The following is a 26,866-nucleotide window of genomic DNA, read 5'->3' on the forward strand; positions in this document are numbered from 1 at the left end:
AAGCACAGAACAAAATATATTCTTCTTTATCCCAAAAAATTTTAAACCAGTTATTAAAATATATTAAAAAATACCAAAAAGACCAAATAACTATTTAAAAAAATACAATCCTTCACTATTTCTATTATTATCAGATTTATCGACTATTACTTTTCTCTTAATTAATTCTCTTTTTATTATATCTATGTAAGCCTTATTTAGATTAAGTTCTATTGCCTTATGATACACTCCTAATAAAGTTTCACTATCTAAATTCTTCATACTACCCTCCAAACTCAGCACAAAAAACTCAATTATTTCCCTTATTTTATTCTCTATATTTTCTTTTAATAATCCCGATGAACACTTCTTCTTAAATGAAGATTAAGCACTTGGTGATAAAGTCTCGTTATCTAATTCTTCATATACCCTCCCTAAAAACCCAAAAAACCAAAAAACTATTTAAATAACATGGATTCTTCAATCTGATTTTCCTTATAGTCCTAAATAAGTCTGAAATAGTATATTACATACTATAATATTAACCGCTACCCAATAAACTGCCAATAAAGTTCGAGAAAATTTTTTTCATTTTTTAAAGTAGTGAAAAAATAGTGCTATTAAGATTGCATGTTGCAATAGAACTTCCCTTATATTTTTAACAGTATAAATCAAATGAACGATAAGATACTCCAAGCATTCCATTTGATTTATACTTCTATTTATAATTAAATTAAATCTCTGATAAGAAAAAAACTAACATCTTTAATTCATCCGCTTCTAGTCTATCCAAACACTCAAAGAATTGAGAACTCAATTCATTCGTTGATAAATCACTTCTTTTATTCTCAGCAGGCATAATAATAGCAAGAGATAAACCAACGAAAATGGAGATCTGTACATACGGATTATTAGATGCAGAAATCGAAAAATCAGTAATACCTTTCGTTTCTTCTCCGCCTTTGTTTAGAAAATAAATTAGTTTACTTAAATAATAACAACAGAACTTTGTATCTGTTGTCAGCTTTCTATTTCCAAATTTATTTGCAATACGATTCAAAATCTTTTTATCAACATACTTTTCCATTGATGCCATATTTATGTTTATGCTTTCTTTATTATCTAAATTTTCTTCTTTTAAAGAGGATTGATTCTGAGCATTAACATATAAATCAATAACTTCTTTTGTAGGAATAAAAACTACAATCGAACGACCTGTATCACTTTCATTTTTAACATACGTTCTTTCTAAATAACCATCTTTCTCTAATACTTTCATAACATCGTATGCAGTCCATTTACTTACCCCGATTGAATTTGCTATTGTCTCATAATGTACCGGCAAAAGAGTATCTTGATAAATTTTTACAATTTCCTCTAAAAACTGCTTTCTGCGTTTTGTGATACCCATAATTACTCCTTTAATTAATATCAATATAATCTTCTTTTTATTTCTTAGTATTATTTGTAGAACATTATTAAGCTTAATAATAAGTTATATTAACTAATTATTAGTGCACCCCAACTGTGAATTACTAAATTTAGCTTCATTTTCTAGCACAATGGTTCGGTTTTATATAAAATATTGAATAGCATCAGGAGAGTTATATTAGAAATCTATACTACCGTAACAAAATAATTATTACTTTATAATTATAAGGTAACCATTTATTATACATCTCAATCTGTTTATTTTTTAACATTGTAATTTACCCTTTTGCTATGTTTAATAAACCCATTTCATTTCAAATTTTGATATATTTTTTCACTATAGTAATTTAAAATTAGCAACATTACAAAAATTGAAATGGTGCTTAAATTAAGAACTTGGTATGAAACGAACTAGACAACATAACTTATGATATGTTGTTTCCAATCCCCTTGCTTTCGCATCTAATTAAACCAATTTATATATCAAATAATTCTTTTGATAATTTCCTTCTATATTAGTAGTGCTTTTACCTTTTTCTAATAAATATACGAGTGTTCCATCTTGTTTTGGATTAGCAATTTGTCAGTGTTTTCTCGTATTTCCAGTTTTCACCATCCTTGAGTAGATAAAAACATTGGAAATAGAAGCGATAAATTTATAATCTCTCCTTTTTTATATTACACTTAATTCTTCAAGACAGTCAGAAATCTTTCTGCTTGTAAAAAATATGTAACAACTTGGCAAACACTGTAATAACAAAAGGTGAATTTTGAGCAATAACAATGAAAAGCCACTTATTTATTATTTTCAAAGAAATAATCTCTTACAGAAAAAGGGATCAATCAGAAGTCTTAAATCTGATACAGCTTGTCTATATTCATACCATACAGTTGTAGTTAAAGTAACCACCTAAATTCTTCAGGTCTTTCTCACTTCATTATAGTTATTTTTTGATTATGGAGGGAAGTTCCTTATAAGAATTCATAAAATAGACAAAATATTACTACTCCGAAGAGCAAATTAAAGGAAACAAACAGCTTTATCATTCCATCAATTATTTTATTTGTTTCCTCATATTATAATGACGAGAAAATCCATGAGAATATTTACTTTACATATTGAGCAAGACCTTTTAAAAAGCCTTATTGTACTTTTTAAACTTGCCTCAATACGGTTACTTCAGACTATTTTACCATATAAATCTCATTTATTACCATAATATTAAAAAACTCATTATATATTTCTTTTTTTAACTGTTATAATTCAACATTTTAAAATTTATATCTAAGGGGAATGGATCGTTAACTCACCTATCAGCAAGCTGTGGTTTATCTGATAATTTAAGGAGGATAGCATCTATACTATCCTCCTTAATCTATCCTTAAAAATACCTATAAGTTTATTCTTTTTTATTAATTAGTACATCTAGATATTTCAGCTTTTCTTTTGAAGGCAAAATTCAAAAAAGAGGAATTTTCAGTGGTTTCAAGCCCGTACCTTACTCTACATTTAAGGTTAACAACGGGATTCTTTTTTCGTATTTTTTTACTAATGCTTCATTATGATCGTCCGAGCCTTCTATATTTCCACTTAAGAAAACTGGTGGTTCAAAATCATGATCTGCCATGATTTTAATTGCTTCTGCAAAGATACTATTTAGGATAGTCGCACCAATAACAGTAGAAGTTGGGGCAAACGGCACCTTCACCTTATCGTAGCTTAAGATAGCATCTCCTTTTGCCGAATGATTGTTTATCACTAAATCGACTGAATTAAAAAGATGGTTACCACTTTTATGACGAGAAGGCTGGCTTTGGGAATATTCTAATGAAGTTATCCCAATGACAAACGCGCCTTTTTCTTTCGCATATTGTGCTACATCAACAGGGACAGGATTTCGTCCAGATGTAGATAACACAAAAACGATATCATTTGGCTTAATCTCATATTCCTCTATAAAGTTTTGAGCATAATCATTTTTGCGCTCCAACTGGGAAGAACGCATTGCCCCTTCGTGAAGCATTAGTGGTTCGAATAAAATTGGTTTTAGGGGTACCAATCCACCAGCGCGGTAAAAAACCTCTTCTGTTAGGATATGGGAATGTCCGCATCCAAATAATTGAATAATGCCATCATTTTCAATGCTGTCTGCGACTTTTTCTGCCGCCAGTTGTAAATGTACTTTTTCCTTTTCTAAAACCAACTGTAGTAGATTGCCTACTTTTTCAAAATAGTTCGTTAGCATGAGTTAAGCCCCCAGTTTATTTAATATTTGTGCAACTTCCGTCGGAATGGTTTTCCCTGTTGCTTGATCAATTGTGGAACCAAATATATGCGGCATAAAAAATTCGATTTCTATTTTCTTGACTGCATCAATGATTGTCTTTATATTGAACGCACTTATACCGCCTGCAGGTTCAATGCCGCGAATTCCTTTTTGTGCAGCAACTTTTGTTAAATAGACAAGCTCCTCTAAATGAACTTCCCCTGATAGAGGCATAAATTTAATGGACTCCACGCCTAAAGCAAGCGCAATTTCTACGAATTCCTCTACCTTTACTTCCATACCAGAAGCTAATTTCACTGTTCCAACGGTTCCACTTGGTTTTACTAATGCATTAACAAGCTGGGGAGAGGCTCCATTTCCTTCTAGAAATCCTTTTGCATAAACCGCACTTTCAAATGGCTGATTAATATGTCCCGGATTAGAAATAGCAGCTATGTCGAGAACTCGTTTTGCATACATAGGATCCCCGCCACCGCCAAGGCCGATTGAGACAATGTCAACTACTTCCTTCAGTTCTTTAACCTTACTCGCTCCTTCTTGCCTATTGGAAAAATCGGACGCTACGATTCCTGGAACAACAAAACCTTTCCCAGCTTCCATGATGTCCTGTACATTTTCTTTGTCCTTTGCTAGAAAATTGAATAAAACAAAATCAAAAAGCTTTTCTTTTAACATGTTAGCGGCCCTCTTTCATTTTTTCAATAATTTGTACCATGTTTTGAAGAGCAACTTTGATTATTTTTTCCCCTTTATCTGAACGGGCTAAGGTTGCATCACTTAAAACGGCTGTTTCGGTAAATTCCTCCCAAGGCGTTGGTGTCACATCGGCAATCATTGGAATGGCTGGCATATCATTCAATGCTTTCTCCATCGCAACAAACTCTGGAGCTAGATATAACATGTAGGATGTTTCTATTTCATCTGCATGAAAGTATGTGCCATGGCTTGCTGGCGTTTCTCTAACTTCCGCAATAACTTTGCTTGTACCAGGATAAAATAGATAGAGTACGATTAACTCTGGGTAAATTTCATAAAGCTTTCGTGCTGCTTCTTTCATAGCAAAAGCATTTCCTAGATGGCCATTAACCATGGCGAAAATTTGGAAGCCCTGACGGTATAAACTTTCTCCGATATCGAATAGCATACTAATTAAAGATTCATTCGATACATTGATGCTGCCAGGGAAGTTCTTTAAACTCCAAACCTGTCCATAAGGTAACGTCGGTAAAACAAATCCATTAACTTGTTCGGCGAGCTTTGCACTTAACCGTTCCGCTAAAAGATTATCTGTACCTAATGGTAAATGCGGGCCGTGAGCCTCTACGGCTCCAATTGGTAAGATAGCGACCTTTTTATCGATTATTTTTTCTTTCACTTCGAATGAGTTTTCGTATTGGAATTGCATGCTTACACCTCGCTCATTATTTTTTAAATGTAAAGCATCTCGCTGGATTTTCTACAAAGAATTTATGAACCAGCTGCTCCCCATTAAAGCCTTTTTGATTTGCTTCCTCGATGAATCTAGGAACCCACTTGGCAATAATGTATTCGAGACCTAAGCCGTAATCATAATGCTTATAATAGCTTTTACGAGCTGTATCACCAGAAATGAGGATTTGATTTTCATAGCCCTTTTCTACTAAATGTAGAATGCACTCAATTCTTAGCGACTCTGGTGCATATTTGATTTTCGCTATCCCGTCAAAGCTTAAAAGCGCTCCTGTTTTCGCTATTTTTTCATGATAAGATGGATCTGGATTACGATCCATATGTCCTAGACTTAAGAATTCCAGATTGACATTTTCTGATTTTAATAGTTCGATTTGCTCTAATGCCATCGTGCCAACTTCAGTATGGGAATGGATTGGAGCTTTTGTTTCATGATGTGCCCTTGCTACTGCACGTAAAGTCTTCTCTTCTAAGGGAGTAATTCGGTTATAGCCTGTCCCGAATTTCACTTGTCCTGCTTTAAAGGGCGTGCCTTCCAGTCCTTCTTCTACTTCTCTAATGACAAAATCCGTTAGTTTATTTATACTTGTTTGATCAATCCATTCTGCATAAGTATCGTAATTTCCAATAAGCGGTTTGAGCTCCTCTTTAATCTTTCCATCCCAAAGAAAGCTCTTGTTGAAACCAGCTGTACCGATAATGTGGAGATCCAGCTCATCTGCAATTTCCTTTACCGCCTGCACATCGCGACCATAATCAACGGCTGTAGCATCGACAATTGCTTGGCCACCGTGGCGTTTGAAATCAGCCACATCCTTTTTCGATTTTTCTTTATCATCTAACAGTAAATCATCTGCATCTCTTTCAGCCCAATAAGCTGGACGGCAAACAATATGTTCATGTGAATAAGTAAACCCTAACTCTTTAGGCTGAATATCTCCTCTTAACGTCCGAATAAAGCTCATTTCATTTACCTCCTGATCGATTAAGTGAAAAACCGACATATGAATCAATGTCGGATTATATAATTGTTATTTAATTAAAGAGCATCCCGATCAATCTGAATAATGGTCCTAAGATGAACATATCAGAATCCGCAGCCCACATGGCGGTGTCTGGAATCGTCGAAGCAATCAGCGTTTTCACCATTAAGTATTGTCCCCATGCGACAACGGTTGCTGTTATGAAGCCACCCATTAGAGCGCCGCGGACGCCGCCAGTTGCATTCCCAAAAACACCAGCAGTTGCTCCATGAAAGAATAGTACAATCATTGTTGGCACAAACACATATCCTACTGTTTGCCCTAAAATAATTAGCCAGATGATACCGCCAGCAAATGCGCCAAGGAATCCAAGAATAACGGCATTTGGAGCATAAGTGAATACGATAGGTGCATCTAATGCAGGTCTTGCACCAGGAACTAGTTTCGTAGCGATTCCGTTGAAGGCAGGAACAATCTCACCAATAAACATTTTCACCCCGAAAAGGACAACAGCAATACCAGCTGCAAAGGTAAAGGATTGAATAATGGCATACATGATAAAATTCTGATCGCCAGCTTGAGCAACTAAAGCATCTGCAGCAGGTGTATCTTTTAGAGACAGAATAACAGCACCTATTACGAAGAGAATACTCATTGTCAGGGCAGTAATAACATTGGAGTCTCTAAGAAATTCAAGACCTTTTGGCAATTTGATTTTTTCCGCATCATTTTCTTTATTGCCAAACCACTTTCCAAACCAAGATGCTAGTAATGCAACGAGCGCGGAAGTGTGTCCCAGCGCTATTTGGTCATGTCCAGTAATTTTCCGCATATACGGCTGGACAATAGCTGGCTGGAAGGTCCAATAAATTCCCATAAATACGGATAATATAAGAACTAAAGCTGCGAATGGAATATTTGTTGTTGTATCAATAAGGACACCAGCAAATATCATGGTTGTCCAGAACATCATATGCCCTGTTAAGTAAATATATTTAAAGCGAGTAAATCTTGCTAATAACACGTTAATGACAAATCCGATAAACATCGCTAATGTAACTGCTGAGCCGTATTTCGCATTGAAGGCTTCTTGCCCCATAAAGGAACTAAATTCTGCTCCTTCAATCCCAAATACTTCACTCCACATCGGTTCAAATACTCCAAGGGAACCAGTAATAACACCTGCACCGGCATTAATGATTAAGAAACCAATCATTGCTTTAAATGTGCCACTGATGATCTGGCTTGTATTCTTTTTCTGTAAGATCAAACCAAGCAACACAATAAAGCCTAATAAAATTGCTGGGATTCCGAAGAAGTTAGATGCTAGCCATTGAATGACCTCCATTGTTTGTTCCTCCTCTATTATTTAGGATTTATTAAACGATATTTGCTTCAAGAGCTGCTTTAATTTCAGTTGTATCAAAGTAATTATTAACGATAATGATTTTAGAGGAATGTCCTGCTAATGACTGGGATAGTTCATTACTTGTAATGATAAAGTCAGGACGCTCGGCAGAAGCACTGGAAACGTCTGTATTCTCTACATCTGCGTCTATCCCCATTTGGCGCAGCACATTTTCTACATTTATTCGTAAAATCAAGCTTGTTCCTTGTCCTAATCCACATACGCATAAAATTTTCATTAGATTTGTCCTCCTATTAATGGTTTAATCTCTTCATAGCTTTGTGCATTCAGCAGTTTTTCTACATTTTCTTGATCTGATAGAAGTGCCGTTAATTTTTGCAGCACGGTAACATGCTCAGTACTAGAGGAAGCACCTAAAGCGAATACTAACCTCACTGGATCGTTAAAAGAATGACCAAATTTAACTGGTGTCTTTAGTCTGACAAATGATACACATGCCTCTTTCACACCATCTTCTGGTCTTGCGTGAGGTAGCGCTATATTTGGCGCAAGAACAAAATAAGGACCATTTGTTTGAAATGAACGCACCATAGCATGTATATAAGTTTCTTCAACAAGTTTACTATTCATTAGAAGCTTCCCCGTGCTAATAATAGCCTCTTCCGGTGATCCAGCTTCTACATCTAAAGCAATTAGAGATTTCTCCAAAAATTTCATGTATCACACCTCCATGTTAGTTAACCAATTGCTGATCAATTAAGGATTGTTTCATATATTGATAGATATCCTGTGCTGTTTGAAGTTTGATTAATCTGTTCACTGTGTCTTTTTTGGAAAATAATCCTGTTAATTGGGATAAAGCCCTGAGATGTGATTCTTGATCCAAAGGAGCCAATGTAATGATTAAGGAAACATCATGCTTTTCATCATTTGAAAAAGAAACAGCTTCTTCCAGTTTCAATAAACTGATGCCTAGTTTTTTGACGCCATCTTCTGGTTTAGCATGAGGAATCGCTACCTTTGGTGAAATAACAATATAAGGTCCATACTCTTCAATTTTTGAAATCATCGCATCTCGGTATGCTTCCGTAATATATTCGCCTTCTATCAGGGAGCGAGCCGCTAATTTAATAGCTGATTTCCAATTTGGAACATTTAAAGTTGTCTGGATATGCTCTTCTTTTAAAACATCAAGTAAGTTTGGTTTATAGGCTTCGGTTATCGTCATTTCTGGACTATTTAAATATTGTCTTAATTCCTTCATTAACTCGTCTTTTTGATGTATCGTTGCATATCGCTCCACCACATCGATAATTCTATTTGTCGCAAGATGCTGCTTTTGCGTGCTATTAAAGATAGCGTTTACCTTTTTTAATAAGCTTTCCTTTTCGGCATCCGATAGAATAGAACTGACGATAAAAACTGGAGTGTCCTTTTTCTGAATCGCTGTTGTGGAAAAGATAAGATCAACATGATAGTTCTTCTCCTCATAATCTCTAACGGAAACAGAATCAGTAATATCGATTGTTGAGAATAACCCTTCTAATTGCTGTTTTAATATTTGAGAGGTGCCAATCCCATTTGCACACACGACTAATGCTTTCTTTCTAGAAATTAATGTTGTCCCAGCTCTCCGTAAGCAGCCTCCAAAGTGAAAAGAAATATAAGCGATTTCATTTTCTGGTAGCTGCTTCCCAATTAACTTTTCGAAGGGCTCAATTACTTTTTGTGTGAGGAAGTACACCTCTTCAAATTGGGATTTAACAGAGTCAACAATATTTTTTTCGACATCAAGTCCATATTTGACTCGATAAAAAGCAGGTTTTAAATGAAGAACAAGATTTTTCACCAGTGTTTCCTGATCATCGAATAAGGTACAGGCAAGGATTTGAAATTGATTCGTCATTATTTTGGCAACCTTCATTAATTCTTCTGAAAGGATATTATCATTTAAATCTTCTTCCGAATAATTAACTCGTGCCCCTAATAAGTAAGTGGTTAAGTAAATCTGCTCATCTTCAGGAAAGGTTGTTTGGAATATACGTTGGAGTTCCCTGCAAATTTGTTTTGCAACCAAAAATGCTTTCGTGTTCCGTAATACTTCCTTTTCCACTTCATCCATTTTTATATATTGTTCTTGCGCTATTCTCATGCTAAATAACATAAATCGCAAACTTAAGCTGTAAAGCATATTATCGGTAAACTTAATATTTAATTCTTTTTCGCTTTGGAACAGTAAATGATAAACCTGTTTTAGCAATGTTAAAAGTTGCTCACTGTTTTTGGCATCGCTAAGTTGAATTTGTAGAGCAGCTACTAATGAATGGTGGTTTTGGACGGGGATGGCAATCGATAAATAATAGCCAATTGCTCTCCGAACTTCCGTTTCATCCCCTGATATGGTGTATCCTTGCTTCCGCTCAAAATCCAAATGAAGATGAAAAGAGCGAATGTCAGCTTTTAAAGATTTAATATCTTCAATAGTAGTCGTTCTACTAACTCTAGTTTTTTCCATTAGGTCTTCCAAAAAATATCGTTTTCCACCCATTAAGATATAAATAGCAATCCATGCCTTGCGTTCATCTTGTGAATATTCATAATGCCAGGCTTGTACTCTCTTTATATTGATTGGAATAAGCTTTTTCACTTGATCTGCAAGTATAAATCCCGCACTCCGCACTTTTTTCACCTTGTCGATTCCAAGGCTTTCGAGCCAGTCATTTATTTTCTCTATATCATAATAGATGGTTCGGCGGGAAACATTTAATTTCTCTGTTAATTCTTCCACAGACATATACGAGTCTGCATGGATGAGTTGCATTAATATCGCAGTACTGCGTTTATCTAATGACATGTCATATTCCTCCTCGCACTTAAGAAATGTGCAAAAAGATAAAGGGCAATTGCTTAGCTTGATTCTACCTCTTAACGATTTATCTGGAAAGACCGATTATAATCAACAGCTTTTGTGCAAAATCGTACTCGTTAATCAGCATGATCCGAAAACAAATATTTATCTGTATATACGCTCTTCCCCATTCTCCAATGGATACAACCGATATTCCCAACTATGTGTACATTCCTCCAGCATATAATAGCCGTTCTCTTCATTCCTCACTATCCGAGAACACTGCTGTCTTGGGATCGCTCCTGACTCCTTGTCGTTTTCAACTTCTATCCAGCTTTCATTCGCTGATTTATCATAACGAACCTCTAAGCGATTACCATTAATCTCTATCGCTTGTCCATCCTCTTTCTTCTCAGCCATTTTCATAAAGGTTTCAATCTTTTCCTTCATTTCTGACGAAAAGGATTGGTTTTCTTCCTTCTTATTTTGGAGAGGATTATTACGGATAGAAGTGGGATTTAAATAAACATCCTTTTCTCCCTCTAAAGTTGGAAAACGAACCATATCTTTTGTAATCCATTGGGCGTTTTTCCACCCAATGGCACTTTCATCTCCCTCATCTCCCATGTCAGAAGAACGAACCATTACTTTAATGGATTGACCCTCCAGATGCTTGCCAATTAGTCCGAATTTTGTTTTGTAGAATTCATAATAATAAGTGGTTTCACCAAGGGTAAAGTTCCGATGTTCAATCACTAACGACTGCCTGTTATAAGGGGAATCAATGGTCGTATAATTGTTTTCCAAAAGGGAATTCATTAGCGCGTATAAAAGTAAAATAGGAATACTTAACATTAAAATAATAATCCCCCAAAAGAAACGTCTACGAGTGGAACGAAATCCCATTATAACTAAAATCAGAATGTTAAGACAGAATGGGAGGATATACCCAGTTGGCAGCAGAAAGATAAAATAATAGCCTGTATAGTGCATGATGAGTAGTGTTATATCCATTGCAGCTAGTAAAGCTAAGAGCCATTTTGTTTTTGTCATTGTATCAGTCCTCTTCTTTTCTATACTTAGAAATTCTATGTAGTTATCTATATTTATACCTTATTAATAAATTTAAAACAACCCTATTCACTAATAACTGGGCTTTACAAACAAAATTTAATCCCCATCTAAATTTAGACAGGGATGCCTTAATTCAGTTTCTCATAACAGAAGCTCTACACTCAAAAAATATAAACACATTAACAAACATCAACTCTCCTCACCAAACGGACAATTCTCTACCAAAATAGACCCAGTCGGACACCCATCAAGTGCATCTAATAAATCATCATATAATTCATCTGCTAACGCTACTGTTCCTGTATTATGATCTATCATCACCTCTGATAATCCTTCCTCATCGTAATCAAAAATCTCTGGGGCCGCTGCTCCACATGCTCCGCACGCAATACATGTATCCTTATCAACCATTACATATTTAGCCATTCTTATCCCCCTTCCCTCCATTTCTAGCTCAAGCTTCCTCTCCTAATCTTTTCATTTCCAGCTAGTTCTCTCCGGCACCGTCTCTACCACTAACGCTCCTTTCCTAAATAAATACCTGCATTTTGGTTGCTTAAAGAAAATCTCATATACATCTTTTACTGAAAAGCAGGCAAAATTCGCTTCTTTTCCTACTTCAATCCCATACTTATCCTTTATAGAGTAAGCTCGTGCTCCATTAATCGTAATCATGTTCACTATTTGCTTCAGCTCCTCTCTTCCAGTCATATGTGCTAAATGAAGAGCCATGTGAGCTGCTTGAAGGATATTGCCATTTCCGAATGGGTAAAAGGGAGTTTGGATATCATCATGGGCAATGCATACATTTACGCCATATTTCGCTAACTCTTTCAAACGTGTAATACCTCTCCCCTTTGGATGAGCATCTGTTCTCCCTTGCATCGTAGTGTTAACTAATGGGCAGCAGACAATTGTAACTTGAGCCTTTTTCACTAATGACATGACTTTGTTGGCATAGGTATCTGAATAATAAAGCAAGGCATTAGCGTGGCTAGCGGTTACCTTTCCCTCCATTTTCCCCTGCATTGTCAGGCTTGCGACAACTTCAAGGAAACGAGAATGTTCATCATCGACTTCATCACAAAAAATATGAATTTCTTTTTCATATTTTTTGGCTAGAGAAAAAGTGAATTCCAATGATTGAATTCCTTCCTCTCTCGTATTTTCCAAATGCGGAACTGCACTAACTGCATCAGCTCCTAGTAATATTGCTTTTTCTAACCGCTCTTGATTTTCCGGACAAGAAATAATTCCATTTTGCGGGAAAGCGATTATTTGAAGAGAAAGGAATGACTTCAGCTCTTCTCTTAATTCCATGATGGCATGCAAAGCTGTTAAGTCAGAATCGGAAATATCCACTGCTGCTCTCACATATAGCACGCCATATTCCATCAACATTTTAAGAGCTTTGAATGCTCTATTTTTCACATCTTCTTTAGTCAGCAACTGCTTTCTGACAGACCAAATATCAATTGCTTCTCCCAATGTACCAGATTGATTAAACCGAGGTTCCCCTGCTGTCAGCACCGTATCTAAATGCGTGTGCATCTCCACAAAAGGAGGCAGTAACACATTTCCTTCTAAATCCATTTCCTCTTTCCCCATTAAATTGCTTGATGAAATGGAGTGGATTTTTCCATCCTTTATACCTATATTAGTAGGATTTTCCTTAAAAGGAAGCTGAGCATTTTTTAAAACTAAATCAAGCATCATCTTCTCACTCCATTCATCTGTTTATCCCAGCTCTACTAATCTACTTAAACCGCCTTCGCCGAATCGATGCTCGAATTGGGAGCTACTAATCCAATCACCATTTTTGTATACATACCGCGCGGGAGATAGATTCGCAAAAAGATCATATATATTTGTAGCATCGAATAACACAAACTCAGCTATCCCTCCTTCTTTCATTCCATGGGCCTTTTTCCCAAAAATAGCAGCCGGAGTTTGAGTTATCATATTTAAAACAGCTATCAACTCCTCTTCACTCGCCAAATGTGCTGTATAGGCAGTGAGCAATCCTATTTGCAATAAATCAAATCGACCAAAAGGATGAAAGGGATCACTCACATTATCGGAGGCTGTCGCTAATCCGACCTTTTTCTGTAGCATTTCACGCACTCTCGTTATTCCTCTTCGAACGATTCCCTTATCTCCTCTGCCTTGCAAATACATATTGGCACCAGGCAAAGTGACAGCGTAGATATGTTGAAGAGCCATTTCTTCTATAATGCGATCGGACTTTTCCTCTGTCATAGCAGACAGAGAGCATAAATGCCCCGTCGTTACTCTTCCTTGAAAATCCCATTTCTTCGTATTATCAATAATTCTTTCAATTGTACAAACTTCCGGATTATCCTGTTCATCCACATGCAGATCAACGAACTTATCATATTTAGCGGCTAGTTCAAACAGCTGATCGATATCTTTTGTTGCGTTCGGTGACAAATGTGGTGCTCCGCCAATGCCATCTATCCCATAGGAAATCGCTTCTTTCAATACATCTCGTTCTCTTTCCGACTTCACCGATAGGTCTGAGAACATCGGAACAACTTGTATAGACACATACGACTTTAATAAATCTCTTGCTTCCAGTACTGCTTGCAGATGGCTTAATGCCAACTCATTCGATATATTCCATTCAAAGTTAACATGTGTACGTATATGTGTGGTGCCATGCAAAAGTGCTTGAAGCGCGCCTTTCATCACTCGCTGTTTTATTTCTTCTTTGGAAAAAGACGCCGCTTTTCCGCTATAATTTCTAATTGCCTCGATTAGCGTGCCCGACTTATTCGGCACCGTTTCTAAAGAGAATGCTTTATCAAGATGGGTATGGATATCAATAAAAGAGGGAAGAAGAATTCTCCCCCCCATATCTATTATTGGTTGATGATCTTCCTTACTGCTCCAAATGTCTTTAAATACGGAAAAATTCCCATTCCGCTTTTGGGTTTGTGGTTCTACTTTTGTATACATGCCGTTTTGAATCACAATGGTATAAAGCTTTTCTATATTCAGCAATGGCAAAGAAACATTGATCAATTGAATATCCTTCATCTTATTCACCTAAATATTTATTCGTAAATATTTTTGAAACATCTTCTTTCTTTTTAATAATGCCCAGATCCAGCAGCTCATCTTGGAGCATTGTCCAGCGCTCATCAGACATATAACCAAATCCACGCTCTTTTGCATCCCCGCCAAAAATCAATTCTTCTTCCGCTTTCGCTCCATAATCCATTAATTCCATGGATAAATCAGGATTTTTCTCCTTTAAGAAGGGATTAATCTCGTCTGAATGGTCGCGGTAATATTCCCAGCCTTTTGTCGTCGCCTTCATAAAGGATTGAACCAATTCAGGATTATCTTTAATTACATCTTCTGTCGTGAAAATAACATTGGCATATGTTTCAAACCCAGAGTCATGAATGAATAAGTAGTCTGTTTTTACTCCATCCTGCTCTAAAACATAAGGCTCCGAAGTAACATACCCTTGTGTGACGGCATTAGGGTCATCAATAAATGTTGCCAATGATCCGGTATAAGCCATATCCTTCACTTCTAAGTCATTCGCCTTCTTAATATACTCCCAATAGCCACTGCCTGGTGCTGTGTATACTGTTTTACCATCTAAATCTTTGAAATCCTTTAATGCACCTTCATGCCCTATTAATACTTGAGGACTTTTTTGAAAAATTGCGCCAATTGCTACTAAAGGTATTCCTTTATCTCTGGCGATTAGAACATCCTCTGCTTGCGTATAACCAAATTGGGCTTTGCCAGAAGCGACTATTTGTGTAGACGAAATTTGCGGACCGCCTGGCTCAATCGTCATATCAAGTCCTTCTTCTTTATAGAAATCCTGTTTTAAGGCGGCATAGTTCCCACCATGCTCCGGCTGAGCAAACCAATTTGTAACTAATTTAGCTTTCATTAATTCTCCATCCTTAGAGCTTCCGCCTGATTCCTTCGCATCTCCACAGGCCGTAAGCAGCAACATAGACATGGCAGTGATGAACACACCAATTTTTTTGGATGATTTTATTTTCCTCATTCACTAATTTCCCCCTTTACGATTATCTAGTAAAAAATCACATACCTATTAATTGTCTCGTTTCATTTCTGATTCATGCCAGGATCCTAAAACCCATTTTGACAATAGATTGACCAACAGGAAAAAGGCAATCCCTAAAATACTCGCAGAAATTCCACAGGCAAATAAGTAGGCTGTTTCCATGCGACTAGAGGCAACGGTAATCGCATAGCCTAACCCACCGTCTCCACCGCCAATACCCGCAATATACTCTCCGACAATTGCACCAACCACAGCAAGGGTACAGGAGATTTTCAGCCCAGCCATAATATAAGGGAGGGCAAAAGGAATGCGGACCTTCCACATAATTTTCCATTTAGACGCTTGGTACAAGGTTAGTAGATTAATCATTCCTCGATCTGTTGCATTTAAACCCACTAAGGTATTAGACAGCATTGGAAAAAATCCAATCGTAAAGGCAATAATGACAATCGCATTTGTTCCAGATCCGAACCAGATAACAATAATCGGGGCAATCGCGACAATCGGAATCGTCTGGAGAAGAATGGCGTAAGGGTACAAGCTTCTTTCCAGCATTTTCGAACTAGCCATTAATATTGCTGCAATGACTCCCCCAATCACACTAAAAATAAATCCAATGATAGAAGCAGTAATCGTTTTAGTCACTGCATTTCGCAAGTTCTCCCAGTTCTCTAGTGAAGCTTGAAGAATATCTGTTGGTTTCGGCAATAGATAGGGTGGTATTTGAAATAGCACGGTACCGTATTGCCAAAGGAGCATAAACAATACAAATACAATCAAAGGGGGAATCCAAACGCTAAACGCTTTCGTCCATTTTTTATCCGTTTTTATTCCTATTATCTGCACTTCGGTAACCTTTTGTGATGCTTGTTCCATAATATCCCTCCTTTTAAATAATCTCTGATTCTTGTTTCACCGGAATCTTACCTGGATTTAGTAAATCGAAAGGATCATTTTCTCGTTTCTTCATTAAGATCTTTTCCATTTTCAGATTATAACCGCCAAATCCAAGTAAGTACGTATGTGGATCATTAATTTCCACTTCTATCGTTCGGCAGAAATCAATAATTTCATATAATCTTTCTTTTGACTGATAGAGTATGACTGGTAAGGAGGCAGGAGTAATTTTTCCTTTTATCTTGATATACTCAAAGTGAAATTGAATCTCCTCTCCAAATTCCGCCCTCAATGTATCCATCTGTTCAAAAATACGATCCACTTTAAATCTGGCTTGAAGGTATGTCATATTCTCACCATGCTTATGAGCCCAAAGTGTTGCATGATTCCATGTAAAATCAGATACCTTTAAACCTTTATGATAGTTGTTAGCAGGTATCATTAAATCCGTGCTTCCTTTATATTTATCTACTAAGCTTTGTAACGCATCCAAACAGGACTCCTCTATTTCTAGCATCGTAATAGATTTCCCCTCATGAAGAACATCTTTTAGCGAATGAAAGTGAGAAGGAATCGGCCATTCACACACAGATACGAGACGTTTTATTATCTCTTCCTTATGGGCTAACTCATCCCCAAATTTCACCGCCTCTTTAAAGGTCGGGAAGGAAATGATGTGCTGGGTCCACTCTTGCTTCTCCTCCACTGGTAAAATAGCTTCTAACACAATCCCGGTTGTCCCGTAATTATGTATATAGTCCTCTATTTCCTCTCCTACTACCTCAAAGACTCTCGGCTCGCCTTCAAAAGTCATCACCGTCACACTTAGAATATTGCCATCCCATAAATTGCCCCACCGAATGGAACCAATTCCACCTGAACCTCCGCATAAGAAACCGCCTACTGTCGCAGTCATAAAAGTGCTTGGATAAATCCTTAGTTCTTTTCCTTGTTTTCGTAAGTTTTTTTCTAATGCGCCAAGACGCATTCCCGCCTGTACTTTGACAGTATCGTCTTTTAATTCTAGTAATTTATCCATTTTCGTTAAATCGAGCACAATCCCGCCTTTTAAGGGAATGGCCTGCCCATAGTTACCTGTTCCAGCTCCTCTAATCGTTACAGGTACTTTATTTTCGACTGCAAAAGTTACCAACCCTCGTATCTCTTCTATCGATGTCGGTTTTACTACACAATCAGCTACTTTATCCTTTAATTCTTCGAATAGTACGGGCGAATACCAGTAATAATCCTTAGACAATCGTTCTCTTAAGTTATCACTTACAATGACCTTCTCTTCTCCCACTAACTCTATTAATTTATCTAACCACATAAAAATCACCACCTATTAAAATTGTAAATAATGAGAAACCTTTGCTGCTATATCACTAAAATGATGGGAAGTTCTTAATTCAGCATTTCTCGGAAAGGGTAAGTCCACTTCGACTGTATTTTCAATTTTTCCTGGACTAGGGGTCATTACGGCAATTTTCGTTGATAAATACACAGCCTCAAATACATTATGGGTAATGAATAGAACGGTCATTTTTTCCTTTCCCCATATTTTTAACAACTCTGTTTGCAAGTTTTGTCTCGTAATTTCATCTAAAGCGCCAAAGGGTTCATCCATTAATAGTAATTTCGGTTTCGCCACAAGCGCCCTGGCAATTGATACCCTCATTTTCATGCCGCCAGATAATTCCCTTGGCAAAGCTTTGCGGAAATCCTTTAATCCTACTAATTCCAATACTTTTTCTGCCATTTCCTCTTTTCGCTTTTTTGGAATCTGTTGGAATTCGAGTGGAAGTAAAATATTATCCATTACATTTCTCCAAGGCAATAAAGTAGCATCTTGAAAAACGAAGGATACATCTGTGCTCTGCTTTTGAGCTTGATGAGGGCTCTTCCCTAGAATCGTCAGTTCTCCATCTGTATGCTCAATCAATCCTGAAATCATTTTAAAGATCGTTGATTTTCCACAGCCCGATGGACCTACAAAGGATACAAACTCTCCTTGTTCAATATCGAGACTGACATTTTGAACGGCTGTTTTCCCATTTGGATAAACCTTATTAACATTTTGGAGATGAACAATCGTTTCATTTAAAGGATGCAGTTTTTTTCCTTCCATCACATTGGTATTTTGCATACAGAACCTCCTCCTGAGTTTTCGAATTATATTGTGCTTTTGACTGTACGAAGATCGAAACGAATCATTTCCTTAATAGCACCGGCAAAGCTTTCACTAACTAATTGAAGAATCTGTTCCCCTTTTTCAATGGTCGCACTAGCAGCATCTCCCGCAATTCCTGTTTCCGATATATCCTTCATCACCCACGCAAAGTAACTGTTTCCTTTCAAATATAAATGCTGTGTATCTTCAGGTAAGTGGACAAACTCTGTTGGACTAAGTTCCATGTCCACCCATGCTTCTTTTAACGCTAACACCATGGACGTCTCGACCTCGCCTCCATGAATCCCATACTTTTGTTCCTTATCAGAAATAAGGGAATGTATGACCGAATAATCAGGGTTTAGTCGAAAGACATTCATCCCTGTTTCAATCCGTACTTCTCTTGCCATCATATTTAGAAGATCATGATTCCCTCCATGCGTATTGAACAGAAGTAATTTTTTAAATCCGCTTTCTCGTATACTTTTCGCAATATCACGAATGACAGCCTGTAAAGTATCTGCCGATAATGTTATCGTTCCTGACATCCCTAAATGCTCTGTACTCTTTCCATATGGTAAGGAAGGTAAAACCCAAACATCCTCATCTGGGATTAAATTTAATGCTTCCACTAATAGTCCTTCGCCTATTAATGTATCTGTATAAACAGGCAAATGTGGTCCATGCTGTTCTACTGCACCGATCGGCAAAATAACAAGTGCATTTTCCTTATCTAATTCCTTGATTTCTTTGGATGTCAATCTAGGTAAAAACCTTTTTTCAAATGCATGACCGCTATATCTTCTATGTAACATTTTTTCCCATCCCCTTTAAGAAAACTACAATTTCCCCTTACACTTATCCAAAAATTAACTTTTTATGCCACGCCATCACAGCTGATGTTATATTTACTAACATAAACATAATATTTATATTAGTGGTTACTTTGCAAATAAACATTAGCAGTTTTGTGGATATTTTCATAATATTTTGTATACTTTGAACAAATTTGAATATTGGGATAATTTATAGATGAAGGAGATGCTTTTCATTCGATATCTTCCTTCTGTTTTAGAAATTTATCATCAGTTGGCGCAAAAGGTAAAGTTGCGAGGATAGAGGACTAGGAAAAAATAGCAATAAGCAATAATAGAAGAATTAAAAAAGGAAGCAGGGGAACTATCCCCCTGCTCCTTAAGAGATGTTAATTATTTTGTCATTGTCTGTTCGTTCAGGTACGCGTTCGACTTTTCCTACTAAGAATATATAAGATAAGGCGCCTACTAATGCGATGCAGGCAATGAATGTAAGGGCTGGCGCAAAGCTACCTCCTTTTACTAAGAAGCCAATGACTATTGGAATAATAATGGAGGCTGTTCCCCCAATAAAATTAAAGACGCCGCCGGCAATGCCGATTAGTCGTTTTGGTGCTAATAGAGAAACGAATACCCATGTGATCGAGGCGAAACCGTTACCAAAAAAGGCAATAGACATGAACAATACAATTAAGGTTGGACTATCCACGTAATTGGCTCCGATAATGGAGGTAGATAAGATTAAACCTGCGATTATTGGTGTTTTTCTCGCTTTATTACTAGACACTCCTTTTTTCACAAGGAAGTCGGAAAGGAAACCTGCGGAAAGGACCCCGATGAATGCGGCAATAAAGGGCAAGGATGCTAAAAATCCAGTCTTAATAAAGGATAAGCCACGATACTCGACTAAATAGGTAGGGAACCAAGTTAAGAAAAACCATAGGGTAGAGCTAACTGCAAATTGACCAATATAAATTCCCCAAAGCTTTCTGCTTGTTAAGACGGTTGCGAAATCTTTCTTTCCGATTTTCGGTTTGTCCGCTTTATCAGCAGCTGCATCAACAAAGCCGTCTCCAGCTTGAATGTAATCAAGTTCGGCCTTGTTCACTTTTTTACTTTTGCTTGGATCGCGATAAAGAATGAACCAAAGAACGGCCCACACAAGTCCAATAATACCAGTAACAATAAACAGGCCTCTCCATCCAAACGTTTGCTGGAAAAAAATAAGGGTTGGTGTTAGGAATGCTAGTCCAATAAATTGACCTGAAGTGTAAATGGAAATGGCTCTTGCACGTTCATTTTCCGGAAACCAGCTAGCTGCAACCTTACTATTAGTTGGGAAGGCTGGTGCTTCAAAAACGCCTAAACCTACTCGTAATATAAATAATCCTAGGAAACCGTTTGCAAAACCTTGAAGTAAAGTCATGAGGGAGAATCCTGCAATCCCAATTGCATGAGTATTACGGTTCCCCAGTTTATCCAACACCCAGCCACCTGGAATTTGAAGCAAGCAATACGTCCAACCAAAAGCTGAAAAAATAAGACCCATTGTCACGGAACTTAATCCTAGCTCTTCTGTAATAAAGGGAGCTGCAATCGAAATGTTACTTCGATCCATATAGTTAATAATAACCGTTATAAATAACATAAACACAACACTATAGCGAACCTTTGTTGCTTTGTTCTTCATATCTTAGTCCTCCTATCGTCCTTTTCACTATCGATCCTTTTCTTTCTACGGCAGGGAGTTTCTCCCTGCCGTACAACCAGCATCCTTACCACTCTGCCACGCTTCCATCACGATGACGCCATACTGGATTTTGCCATTGATGACCTGTTTTCGCCATTTCACGAACAACATCCTCATCAACCTCAATTCCAAGTCCAGGTCCTTGCGGAATTTTCACATAACCATCTTCATAGGAAAAGACTGTTGGATCCTTTAAATAATCAAGTAAATCACTGCCTTGGTTATAATGAATACCTAGACTCTGTTCTTGAATGACGGCATTATGTGCTGTTGCATCTACTTGTAAACAAGCTGCTAATGCAATCGGTCCTAATGGACAGTGTGGTGCAGCTGCTACATCATAAGCTTCAGCCATACTGATAATTTTTTTGCATTCCGTGATTCCACCCGCATGGGATAAATCTGGCTGGATAATATCAACATATCCATCCCTTAATAAGGATTTGAAATCCCATCTCGAAAACATACGTTCACCTGTTGCGATAGGGATAGCCGTTAATAACGCAATTTCTCTTAATGCTTCATTATTTTCTGGTAATACTGGTTCTTCAATAAACATTGGATTAAATTCTTCTAATGCTTTAGCTAGCACTTTTGCCATTGGTTTATGCACACGCCCATGAAAGTCAATTCCAATCCCGATATTTTTGCCAACAGCTGCACGAATAGCTGCCACGTTTTCCAGTACTTTATTCACCTTTTCATAGGAATCTATGTATTGCATTTCTTCCGATGCATTCATCTTTATCGCTTGGAATCCTTTATCGACACACTCTTTTGCCGCTCTTGCTGTATCACTCGGGCGATCTCCGCCAATCCATGAATAAACCTTGATAGAATCACGGCATGCTCCGCCTAATAATTGATAGACTGGGGCATCATAGTATTTTCCTTTTATATCCCAAAGTGCTTGATCAATTCCAGCGATAGCACTCATAAGAATCGGACCGCCTCTATAAAAGCCTCCTCTATACATGACATTCCAGTGATCTTCAATTCTTAATGGATCTTTCCCAATTAGATGCGTCATTAATTCTTCTACAGCCCCTTTGACTGTAGCCGCTTTCCCTTCAATTACTGGTTCTCCCCATCCAACAATTCCTTCATCTGTTTCGATTTTCAAGAATAACCAACGTGGTTGTACGGTGAATAATTCATAGCCTGTTATTTTCATAGAAAAAACACTCCTTATAATGAATAATTTTGTGCTAACAACGTAAATTTATTTGATTTTTCAGTTAATTCTTGTAAGTATTGTTCCGTTATTTCCTTTCTTGTGTCTACTAACGAACTACCAATACCCAATCCTGCAGCCCCGGCTTCTAAGTATTCCTTCACATTTGTTAAATCCACTCCGCCAGTTGGTAACAATGGTATTTGCGGCAATGGCCCATGAATATCCTTGATAAACTTCGGACCTACAGCAGTGGCTGGAAATACTTTTATAATATCCCCTCCAGACTCGTAAGCTTCCAAAATTTCAGTTGGAGTGAAAGCAGCAGGAATGCTAACTGCACCATATCTTTTGGTCATCCGGATGGTTTCCTCTTTATAAGTCGGGGATAAAATAAATTGAGCACCAGCTAACAGAGCACTTCGCGCAGACTCTGCATCTAACACCGTACCAGCGCCTACCGCCATTCTGTCTCCAAATTCGTCGGCTGCCCTTTCAATGGCTGTTAGCGCTTTCGGCGAATTCATCGTAATTTCGACTACTCTTATTCCTCCTTCATATAAGGACTTAACAATTTTCAATGTATCCTCAGGGTCGGCCCCTCGTATGATGGCAATTAATTTATGATCGAAAATTTTCTGAAGTGTACTCATCTTATTACCGCTTCCCTTCTATTATCTATTCACTTCATCGACTAAGTCGGATTGAAAAAATTGATTTAATTCCCTTTTGCTAGGAAGTCCCTCTATATCTCCATTAGTAGAACAAACCATGGCCCCGATGGCACAGCCTCTTTTTACTGCTTCACTGATAGTTAATTTATCAAGCAACCCAGACAGGACGCCTGCAGCAAATCCATCTCCTGCACCTACTGGATCAATTACTGTTTTTACTGGATAACTATCAATATATCCTTTGCTATCAGTAGTAGAGTAATAGGCACCCTTCTCTCCAAGTTTAATAATTACTGTTTCCACACCCATCTCGTGAAAGGATCGAATGGCTTTCTCATATTCCCTCGTGCCAAATAAAAATTCGCATTCACTTATACCTGGTAAGACAATATCAGATTTCGCCCCTATCTCCAGAATGACTTCTCTTGCTTCCTCATCATCCCAAAGTTTTTTGCGTATATTGGGATCAAAGACTATTTTTAACCCGTTGTCTTTTGCAATATTAATTGACTCAAACACAGCTTTTCTGCAAGATAGACTAAGGGCAGGAGTAATTCCAGAAAGATACAAGTATTTCGCATTTGCTATATAGTTTCTATCTAAATCAGCTGGCGCTAACCTGCTTGCAGCTGAGTCTTTGCGATAGTAATAAATATTGACAGCATCCTGATTCAAGATTTCTTTAAAGAGAATTCCTGTTGGTGCTTTTTCATCGATAACTACCTTGCTAACGTCTACTCCTTCTCCTCGAACTGTATTTAAAATCATCTCGCCAAATTCATCTCGGCCAAGCCGGCTAATCCAGCCAGCCTGATGGCCTAGTTTTGCTAAACCAATCAAGGTATTGGTCTCAGCACCGGCAATCCTTGAAGTATACTGATTTGCATAACGGATTTTACCGAGTGTGTTAGGTGTAAATAAAACCATCGTCTCACCGATGCTAATAACATCCATCTCTTCGCCTCGTTTCTTATAAAGTGAAACTTCCATCAGTTTGGGGCTACATCCCACTGAAAGTTAATTGAACATTCGGAACTTTATGAATAGTCGATTGCAACAAATCCCCCCCGAAGTCTCATAACCTTAAGGTTGAGTCTTACTGTCCGTTAAGTGTGGGATAAAATATACCCCATGCTTTCCGATATTTTCTTCGCTGTCCAAAGAACTCTTTCTACTACTTCTTCTTTTTGTTTAAGCATTCTTTCCCTTGGGCCTGCTACACTTATTGCTGCTTCCAGCTTGCGTCCTGGTCCAAATACAGGTGCCGCTACACAATACAATCCATCTTCTCCTTCTTCATCATCAATCGTATATCCAATCATCGAATACTGATAAAGCTCTTTTTCTAATTCCGCTCTGTCTGTCACCGTTTTCTCTGTAATCGGAACAAGTTCAATCTGGTCTAAAATCCGCTTTCTCTCTTCTTCTGACATATTAGCTAAAAAGGTCTTCCCCAACCCCGTGCTATACAATGGTTTACGATAGCCAGTTTGGGCAGTTGTACGGATGGAGCGATTGCTGTTTATTTTTTGGACATAAACTAATTCATTTTCAGCAAGCGTTGCCATAAATACAGTCTCTTGAACATTTTCCATTAATTTTTGCAAATATGGCTTAGCTTGGATAGATATATCCATATTTTCCATAGCAAGCGTACCAATGTGAACTAATTTTGCTCCTAATTTAAATCGCTTCAATACATCTATACTTAGATAATTCTGTTCCAAAAGCGTTGCCACGAGATTAGATGTACTACTTTGCGGGAATGAAAGTTTCTCACTAATTTCTTTAATTGATAACCCATCCGGATAATGGGCAAGTAGTTCAAAAATTCGCAGAACCCTTTCGGCAGATTTAACTGACATCCAATCCTCTCCTTCTTTTACATCACATATGTGATGTAAAATCATATATGTGATTAATTCCGATACATAATATCACCCCTTATTTGCAGTGTCAATATGTTTTGTGGAATCGCTAACAAAAAAATAATCGCTAAAATAAATCCTTTGAAAGCAATTTTAAATCTATAACACCCCACCAATAAAATAGTTTGTTTCAGAAAAAAGAAGCTTCAGAGAGTTGGATTAACTCACTAAAAGCTTCTTGCGTTATACTATTGTTCCTTGTTTTTATAAATTTACTTAAACCAAGACGTGGAACCCTTTTTTATCAATTATCCATTTTTTTATTTAAGTAATTTTCATAAATTTTTCCAAAAAAGAAAAAAGATAGATATATATAATAAAGATACAATTGACCTACAAAGAAAAAAGAACCATGAAAATGGTTCCTTTTCCTTGCCCTCACCTGCTTGGCGTGGATACCAATATCAAACCGAAAGATCAATTGATTTCCCTAGTGTGGGATGGGGGGCTTCTAGCATTTTTAGTAATTGATCATTATTCTGTTCAGCGGTATCCATTGCCTTTTTTGTTAAAGCTATGCCGACATTTTGCGATAAGCTTGCTTGCTTCATTCCTATTGATAATGCAGCAATATCCATTTTTTTCACCACCTCTTCTTGTTATCGGCTGCCAGACATAACTGTAAACAAATTTTTACCAATCTATTACTTAGAGCTTGGTAATACCTTAATTGCTTATAATAAAAATCCCCTTTTGCGGTATGTTTCTCTATCTTTATTTCTATTTATCTCCAATCTTCTTGCCATTCATTAAACGGCCGAACCGTCCCTCTGAATTTATTAAGTTGTCTTAGGCTCTAATTTCATTATTGCGCCAAAATATTGAGAGGCGGTAGTAAAGGTGATAAACGCAATAAGCTCACTGATTTCCGCTTCTGAAAGATACTCTTTCACTATATTGAATTGGGCATCTGAAATATCCCTTTTTTGCTTCAAAAAGGCTTCTGCAAACCCTACTGCAATCGACGTTTTTTCATCGAACAAGTGAGGTTCAGGTTTTCCCTTTGCCTTGCAATATTCACACCCATTGCTTTGTGCTAAGGTTCTTCTTACTTGTTCTTTTAGATAGGATGATAGATTCAAATCTTTTTCTAACACATCTCCTAATTGATTCCATCCATTTAAGACATCTAGATTATATCCTAAGAGTCTTTGAAAAGGTGTTTCACCGTTTTTTGATTCATTAATTCTTGCCATCCTTACTACCTCCTTGTAGAATTAATTTTACTGGAGATTATGAAAGGTTCCCATTAAAAATGACACATTTTTTATAGATACACTTTACAATCTTAACAAATATGGAGGTTTTTTATTAAAAATGAAAATAGATTCAATTGATAAGAAAATAATCGATGAATTAAACCAAAATAGTCGATTATCGATGAGTGAACTTGGAAGAAGAATTAATTTATCTTCTCCGTCTGTAACAGAACGCGTAAGGCAAATGGAGTCATTTGGAATAATCAAAAGGTATACTTTAGAAGTGGATTACAGTAAACTTGGACTTCCTATTCAATGTATTATTGAAGCAACAGTCAAAAATGGTGATTATAATTCTTTTAAAAGGTATATTGAGGAGCAGCCAAATGTAGAGTTTTGTTACAGAATTGCTGGAAATGCCTGCTATATGCTAAAAATGCAATTCGATACATTTGCCAAAGCAGAACAATTTATTGAAGATGTAAATCCTTTTGCTCACACTGTAACGCATTTTATTTTTTCAAAGGTGGATACGAATTTAAGAATGGGGATGGACTGATTTTAATTAGATTTTGTTTAACTGAGTGCCCCTTAAAATACTTTTTATTAAAGTATTTGTTCACGAATAATAATGTTCTTTAAAAAATATTAAAGTTATTTAATAAACAATAAAGTTATTTAAAAATGAAGAGCATTCATCGTAATCTTGTCAGTTCTTCTTGAACTAACGGAGCAGGTTAATTGATAACGAGTTTACTAA

27 protein-coding genes are annotated in these 26,866 nt (G+C 37.0%); 1 reads left to right on the forward strand and 26 read right to left on the reverse strand.

The genetic code is table 11. The annotated features are described in order from the left end of the window. Nucleotides 1-90 precede the first annotated feature (90 nt). From sda to NiCM35_RS16345, 26 genes are all read right to left on the reverse strand, one after another. Nucleotides 91-261 (reverse strand): sporulation histidine kinase inhibitor Sda, encoded by a 171-nt coding sequence (gene sda / locus NiCM35_RS16220; protein WP_123258361.1) that lies wholly within the window; start codon nucleotides 259-261, stop codon nucleotides 91-93. A 451-nt stretch (nucleotides 262-712) separates the two neighbouring features. Next, complete coding sequence (locus tag NiCM35_RS16225) at nucleotides 713-1,390, reverse strand: LexA family transcriptional regulator (RefSeq protein WP_123258362.1); 678 nt, start codon at nucleotides 1,388-1,390, stop codon at nucleotides 713-715. Between the two features lie 1,519 nt (nucleotides 1,391-2,909). After that, on the reverse strand, nucleotides 2,910-3,656 hold the full coding sequence (locus NiCM35_RS16230; RefSeq protein WP_433780097.1) for an SIS domain-containing protein: 747 nt from the start codon (nucleotides 3,654-3,656) through the stop codon (nucleotides 2,910-2,912). A gap of 3 nt (nucleotides 3,657-3,659) precedes the next feature. Beyond that, nucleotides 3,660-4,373, reverse strand: a complete 714-nt coding sequence (locus tag NiCM35_RS16235; RefSeq protein WP_123258364.1) for a KDGP aldolase — start codon at nucleotides 4,371-4,373, stop codon at nucleotides 3,660-3,662. 1 nt (nucleotide 4,374) lies between these two features. Further along, nucleotides 4,375-5,103: a creatininase family protein gene (locus tag NiCM35_RS16240; protein ID WP_095329667.1), complete on the reverse strand. Its 729-nt coding sequence runs from the start codon at nucleotides 5,101-5,103 to the stop codon at nucleotides 4,375-4,377. A gap of 16 nt (nucleotides 5,104-5,119) precedes the next feature. After that, nucleotides 5,120-6,112: a phosphotriesterase family protein gene (locus NiCM35_RS16245; RefSeq protein WP_095329666.1), complete on the reverse strand. Its 993-nt coding sequence runs from the start codon at nucleotides 6,110-6,112 to the stop codon at nucleotides 5,120-5,122. A 70-nt stretch (nucleotides 6,113-6,182) separates the two neighbouring features. After that, nucleotides 6,183-7,478, reverse strand: a complete 1,296-nt coding sequence (ulaA, locus tag NiCM35_RS16250) for a PTS ascorbate transporter subunit IIC (protein ID WP_095329665.1) — start codon at nucleotides 7,476-7,478, stop codon at nucleotides 6,183-6,185. 31 nt (nucleotides 7,479-7,509) lie between these two features. After that, complete coding sequence (locus NiCM35_RS16255; protein ID WP_095329664.1) at nucleotides 7,510-7,776, reverse strand: PTS sugar transporter subunit IIB; 267 nt, start codon at nucleotides 7,774-7,776, stop codon at nucleotides 7,510-7,512. Then, a complete protein-coding gene (locus tag NiCM35_RS16260; RefSeq protein WP_095329663.1) occupies nucleotides 7,776-8,216 on the reverse strand; it encodes a PTS sugar transporter subunit IIA in 441 nt (146 codons plus the stop codon). Before NiCM35_RS16260 ends, NiCM35_RS16255 begins: the two co-directional genes overlap by 1 nt. 16 nt (nucleotides 8,217-8,232) lie before the next feature. Beyond that, nucleotides 8,233-10,353, reverse strand: a complete 2,121-nt coding sequence (locus tag NiCM35_RS16265) for a BglG family transcription antiterminator (protein ID WP_171510056.1) — start codon at nucleotides 10,351-10,353, stop codon at nucleotides 8,233-8,235. 159 nt (nucleotides 10,354-10,512) lie between these two features. Continuing rightward, nucleotides 10,513-11,400 (reverse strand): hypothetical protein, encoded by an 888-nt coding sequence (locus NiCM35_RS16270; protein ID WP_433780100.1) that lies wholly within the window; start codon nucleotides 11,398-11,400, stop codon nucleotides 10,513-10,515. 210 nt (nucleotides 11,401-11,610) lie between these two features. After that, nucleotides 11,611-11,847, reverse strand: coding sequence for a 4Fe-4S domain-containing protein (locus NiCM35_RS16275; RefSeq protein ID WP_433780101.1), 237 nt, complete (start codon nucleotides 11,845-11,847; stop codon nucleotides 11,611-11,613). A gap of 51 nt (nucleotides 11,848-11,898) precedes the next feature. Beyond that, nucleotides 11,899-13,137 carry an amidohydrolase family protein gene (locus NiCM35_RS16280; protein ID WP_433780103.1) on the reverse strand — a complete coding sequence of 413 codons (1,239 nt, stop codon included), beginning with the start codon at nucleotides 13,135-13,137 and terminating at the stop codon, nucleotides 11,899-11,901. Nucleotides 13,138-13,158: 21 nt separating this feature from the next. After that, nucleotides 13,159-14,481, reverse strand: coding sequence for an amidohydrolase family protein (locus tag NiCM35_RS16285; protein ID WP_433780105.1), 1,323 nt, complete (start codon nucleotides 14,479-14,481; stop codon nucleotides 13,159-13,161). A gap of 1 nt (nucleotide 14,482) precedes the next feature. Further along, nucleotides 14,483-15,478 (reverse strand): ABC transporter substrate-binding protein, encoded by a 996-nt coding sequence (locus tag NiCM35_RS16290; RefSeq protein ID WP_303983664.1) that lies wholly within the window; start codon nucleotides 15,476-15,478, stop codon nucleotides 14,483-14,485. Between the two features lie 48 nt (nucleotides 15,479-15,526). After that, nucleotides 15,527-16,375 carry an ABC transporter permease gene (locus NiCM35_RS16295; protein WP_123258369.1) on the reverse strand — a complete coding sequence of 283 codons (849 nt, stop codon included), beginning with the start codon at nucleotides 16,373-16,375 and terminating at the stop codon, nucleotides 15,527-15,529. Between the two features lie 13 nt (nucleotides 16,376-16,388). Then, nucleotides 16,389-17,726, reverse strand: coding sequence for an FAD-binding oxidoreductase (locus NiCM35_RS16300; RefSeq protein WP_171510058.1), 1,338 nt, complete (start codon nucleotides 17,724-17,726; stop codon nucleotides 16,389-16,391). Nucleotides 17,727-17,741: 15 nt separating this feature from the next. Continuing rightward, nucleotides 17,742-18,542 carry an ABC transporter ATP-binding protein gene (locus NiCM35_RS16305; RefSeq protein WP_123258371.1) on the reverse strand — a complete coding sequence of 267 codons (801 nt, stop codon included), beginning with the start codon at nucleotides 18,540-18,542 and terminating at the stop codon, nucleotides 17,742-17,744. Between the two features lie 26 nt (nucleotides 18,543-18,568). Then, nucleotides 18,569-19,381, reverse strand: coding sequence for a creatininase family protein (locus NiCM35_RS16310; RefSeq protein ID WP_123258372.1), 813 nt, complete (start codon nucleotides 19,379-19,381; stop codon nucleotides 18,569-18,571). Between the two features lie 379 nt (nucleotides 19,382-19,760). Next, a complete protein-coding gene (locus NiCM35_RS16315; RefSeq protein WP_433780109.1) occupies nucleotides 19,761-21,071 on the reverse strand; it encodes an MFS transporter in 1,311 nt (436 codons plus the stop codon). Between the two features lie 85 nt (nucleotides 21,072-21,156). Next, nucleotides 21,157-22,305, reverse strand: a complete 1,149-nt coding sequence (gene dgoD / locus NiCM35_RS16320) for a galactonate dehydratase (RefSeq protein WP_123258374.1) — start codon at nucleotides 22,303-22,305, stop codon at nucleotides 21,157-21,159. A gap of 14 nt (nucleotides 22,306-22,319) precedes the next feature. Further along, nucleotides 22,320-22,958 carry a bifunctional 4-hydroxy-2-oxoglutarate aldolase/2-dehydro-3-deoxy-phosphogluconate aldolase gene (locus tag NiCM35_RS16325; RefSeq protein WP_433780111.1) on the reverse strand — a complete coding sequence of 213 codons (639 nt, stop codon included), beginning with the start codon at nucleotides 22,956-22,958 and terminating at the stop codon, nucleotides 22,320-22,322. Nucleotides 22,959-22,979: 21 nt separating this feature from the next. Beyond that, nucleotides 22,980-23,933, reverse strand: a complete 954-nt coding sequence (locus tag NiCM35_RS16330) for a sugar kinase (RefSeq protein WP_123259166.1) — start codon at nucleotides 23,931-23,933, stop codon at nucleotides 22,980-22,982. A gap of 152 nt (nucleotides 23,934-24,085) precedes the next feature. Then, nucleotides 24,086-24,844 carry an IclR family transcriptional regulator gene (locus NiCM35_RS16335; protein WP_123260429.1) on the reverse strand — a complete coding sequence of 253 codons (759 nt, stop codon included), beginning with the start codon at nucleotides 24,842-24,844 and terminating at the stop codon, nucleotides 24,086-24,088. 467 nt (nucleotides 24,845-25,311) lie between these two features. Then, nucleotides 25,312-25,485 (reverse strand): YjfB family protein, encoded by a 174-nt coding sequence (locus NiCM35_RS16340; protein ID WP_082138312.1) that lies wholly within the window; start codon nucleotides 25,483-25,485, stop codon nucleotides 25,312-25,314. 201 nt (nucleotides 25,486-25,686) lie between these two features. Further along, nucleotides 25,687-26,103, reverse strand: a complete 417-nt coding sequence (locus NiCM35_RS16345) for a carboxymuconolactone decarboxylase family protein (RefSeq protein ID WP_123258377.1) — start codon at nucleotides 26,101-26,103, stop codon at nucleotides 25,687-25,689. A gap of 121 nt (nucleotides 26,104-26,224) precedes the next feature. Here NiCM35_RS16345 and NiCM35_RS16350 point away from each other — a divergent pair, with 121 nt between their 5' ends. Further along, a complete protein-coding gene (locus NiCM35_RS16350; RefSeq protein ID WP_433780114.1) occupies nucleotides 26,225-26,665 on the forward strand; it encodes an Lrp/AsnC family transcriptional regulator in 441 nt (146 codons plus the stop codon). The last annotated feature ends 201 nt before the right edge of the window (nucleotides 26,666-26,866 follow it).

Source organism: Niallia sp. M35 (assembly GCF_050971705.1).
Taxonomy (GTDB): Bacteria; Bacillota; Bacilli; order Bacillales; family Cytobacillaceae; genus Niallia; species Niallia circulans_A.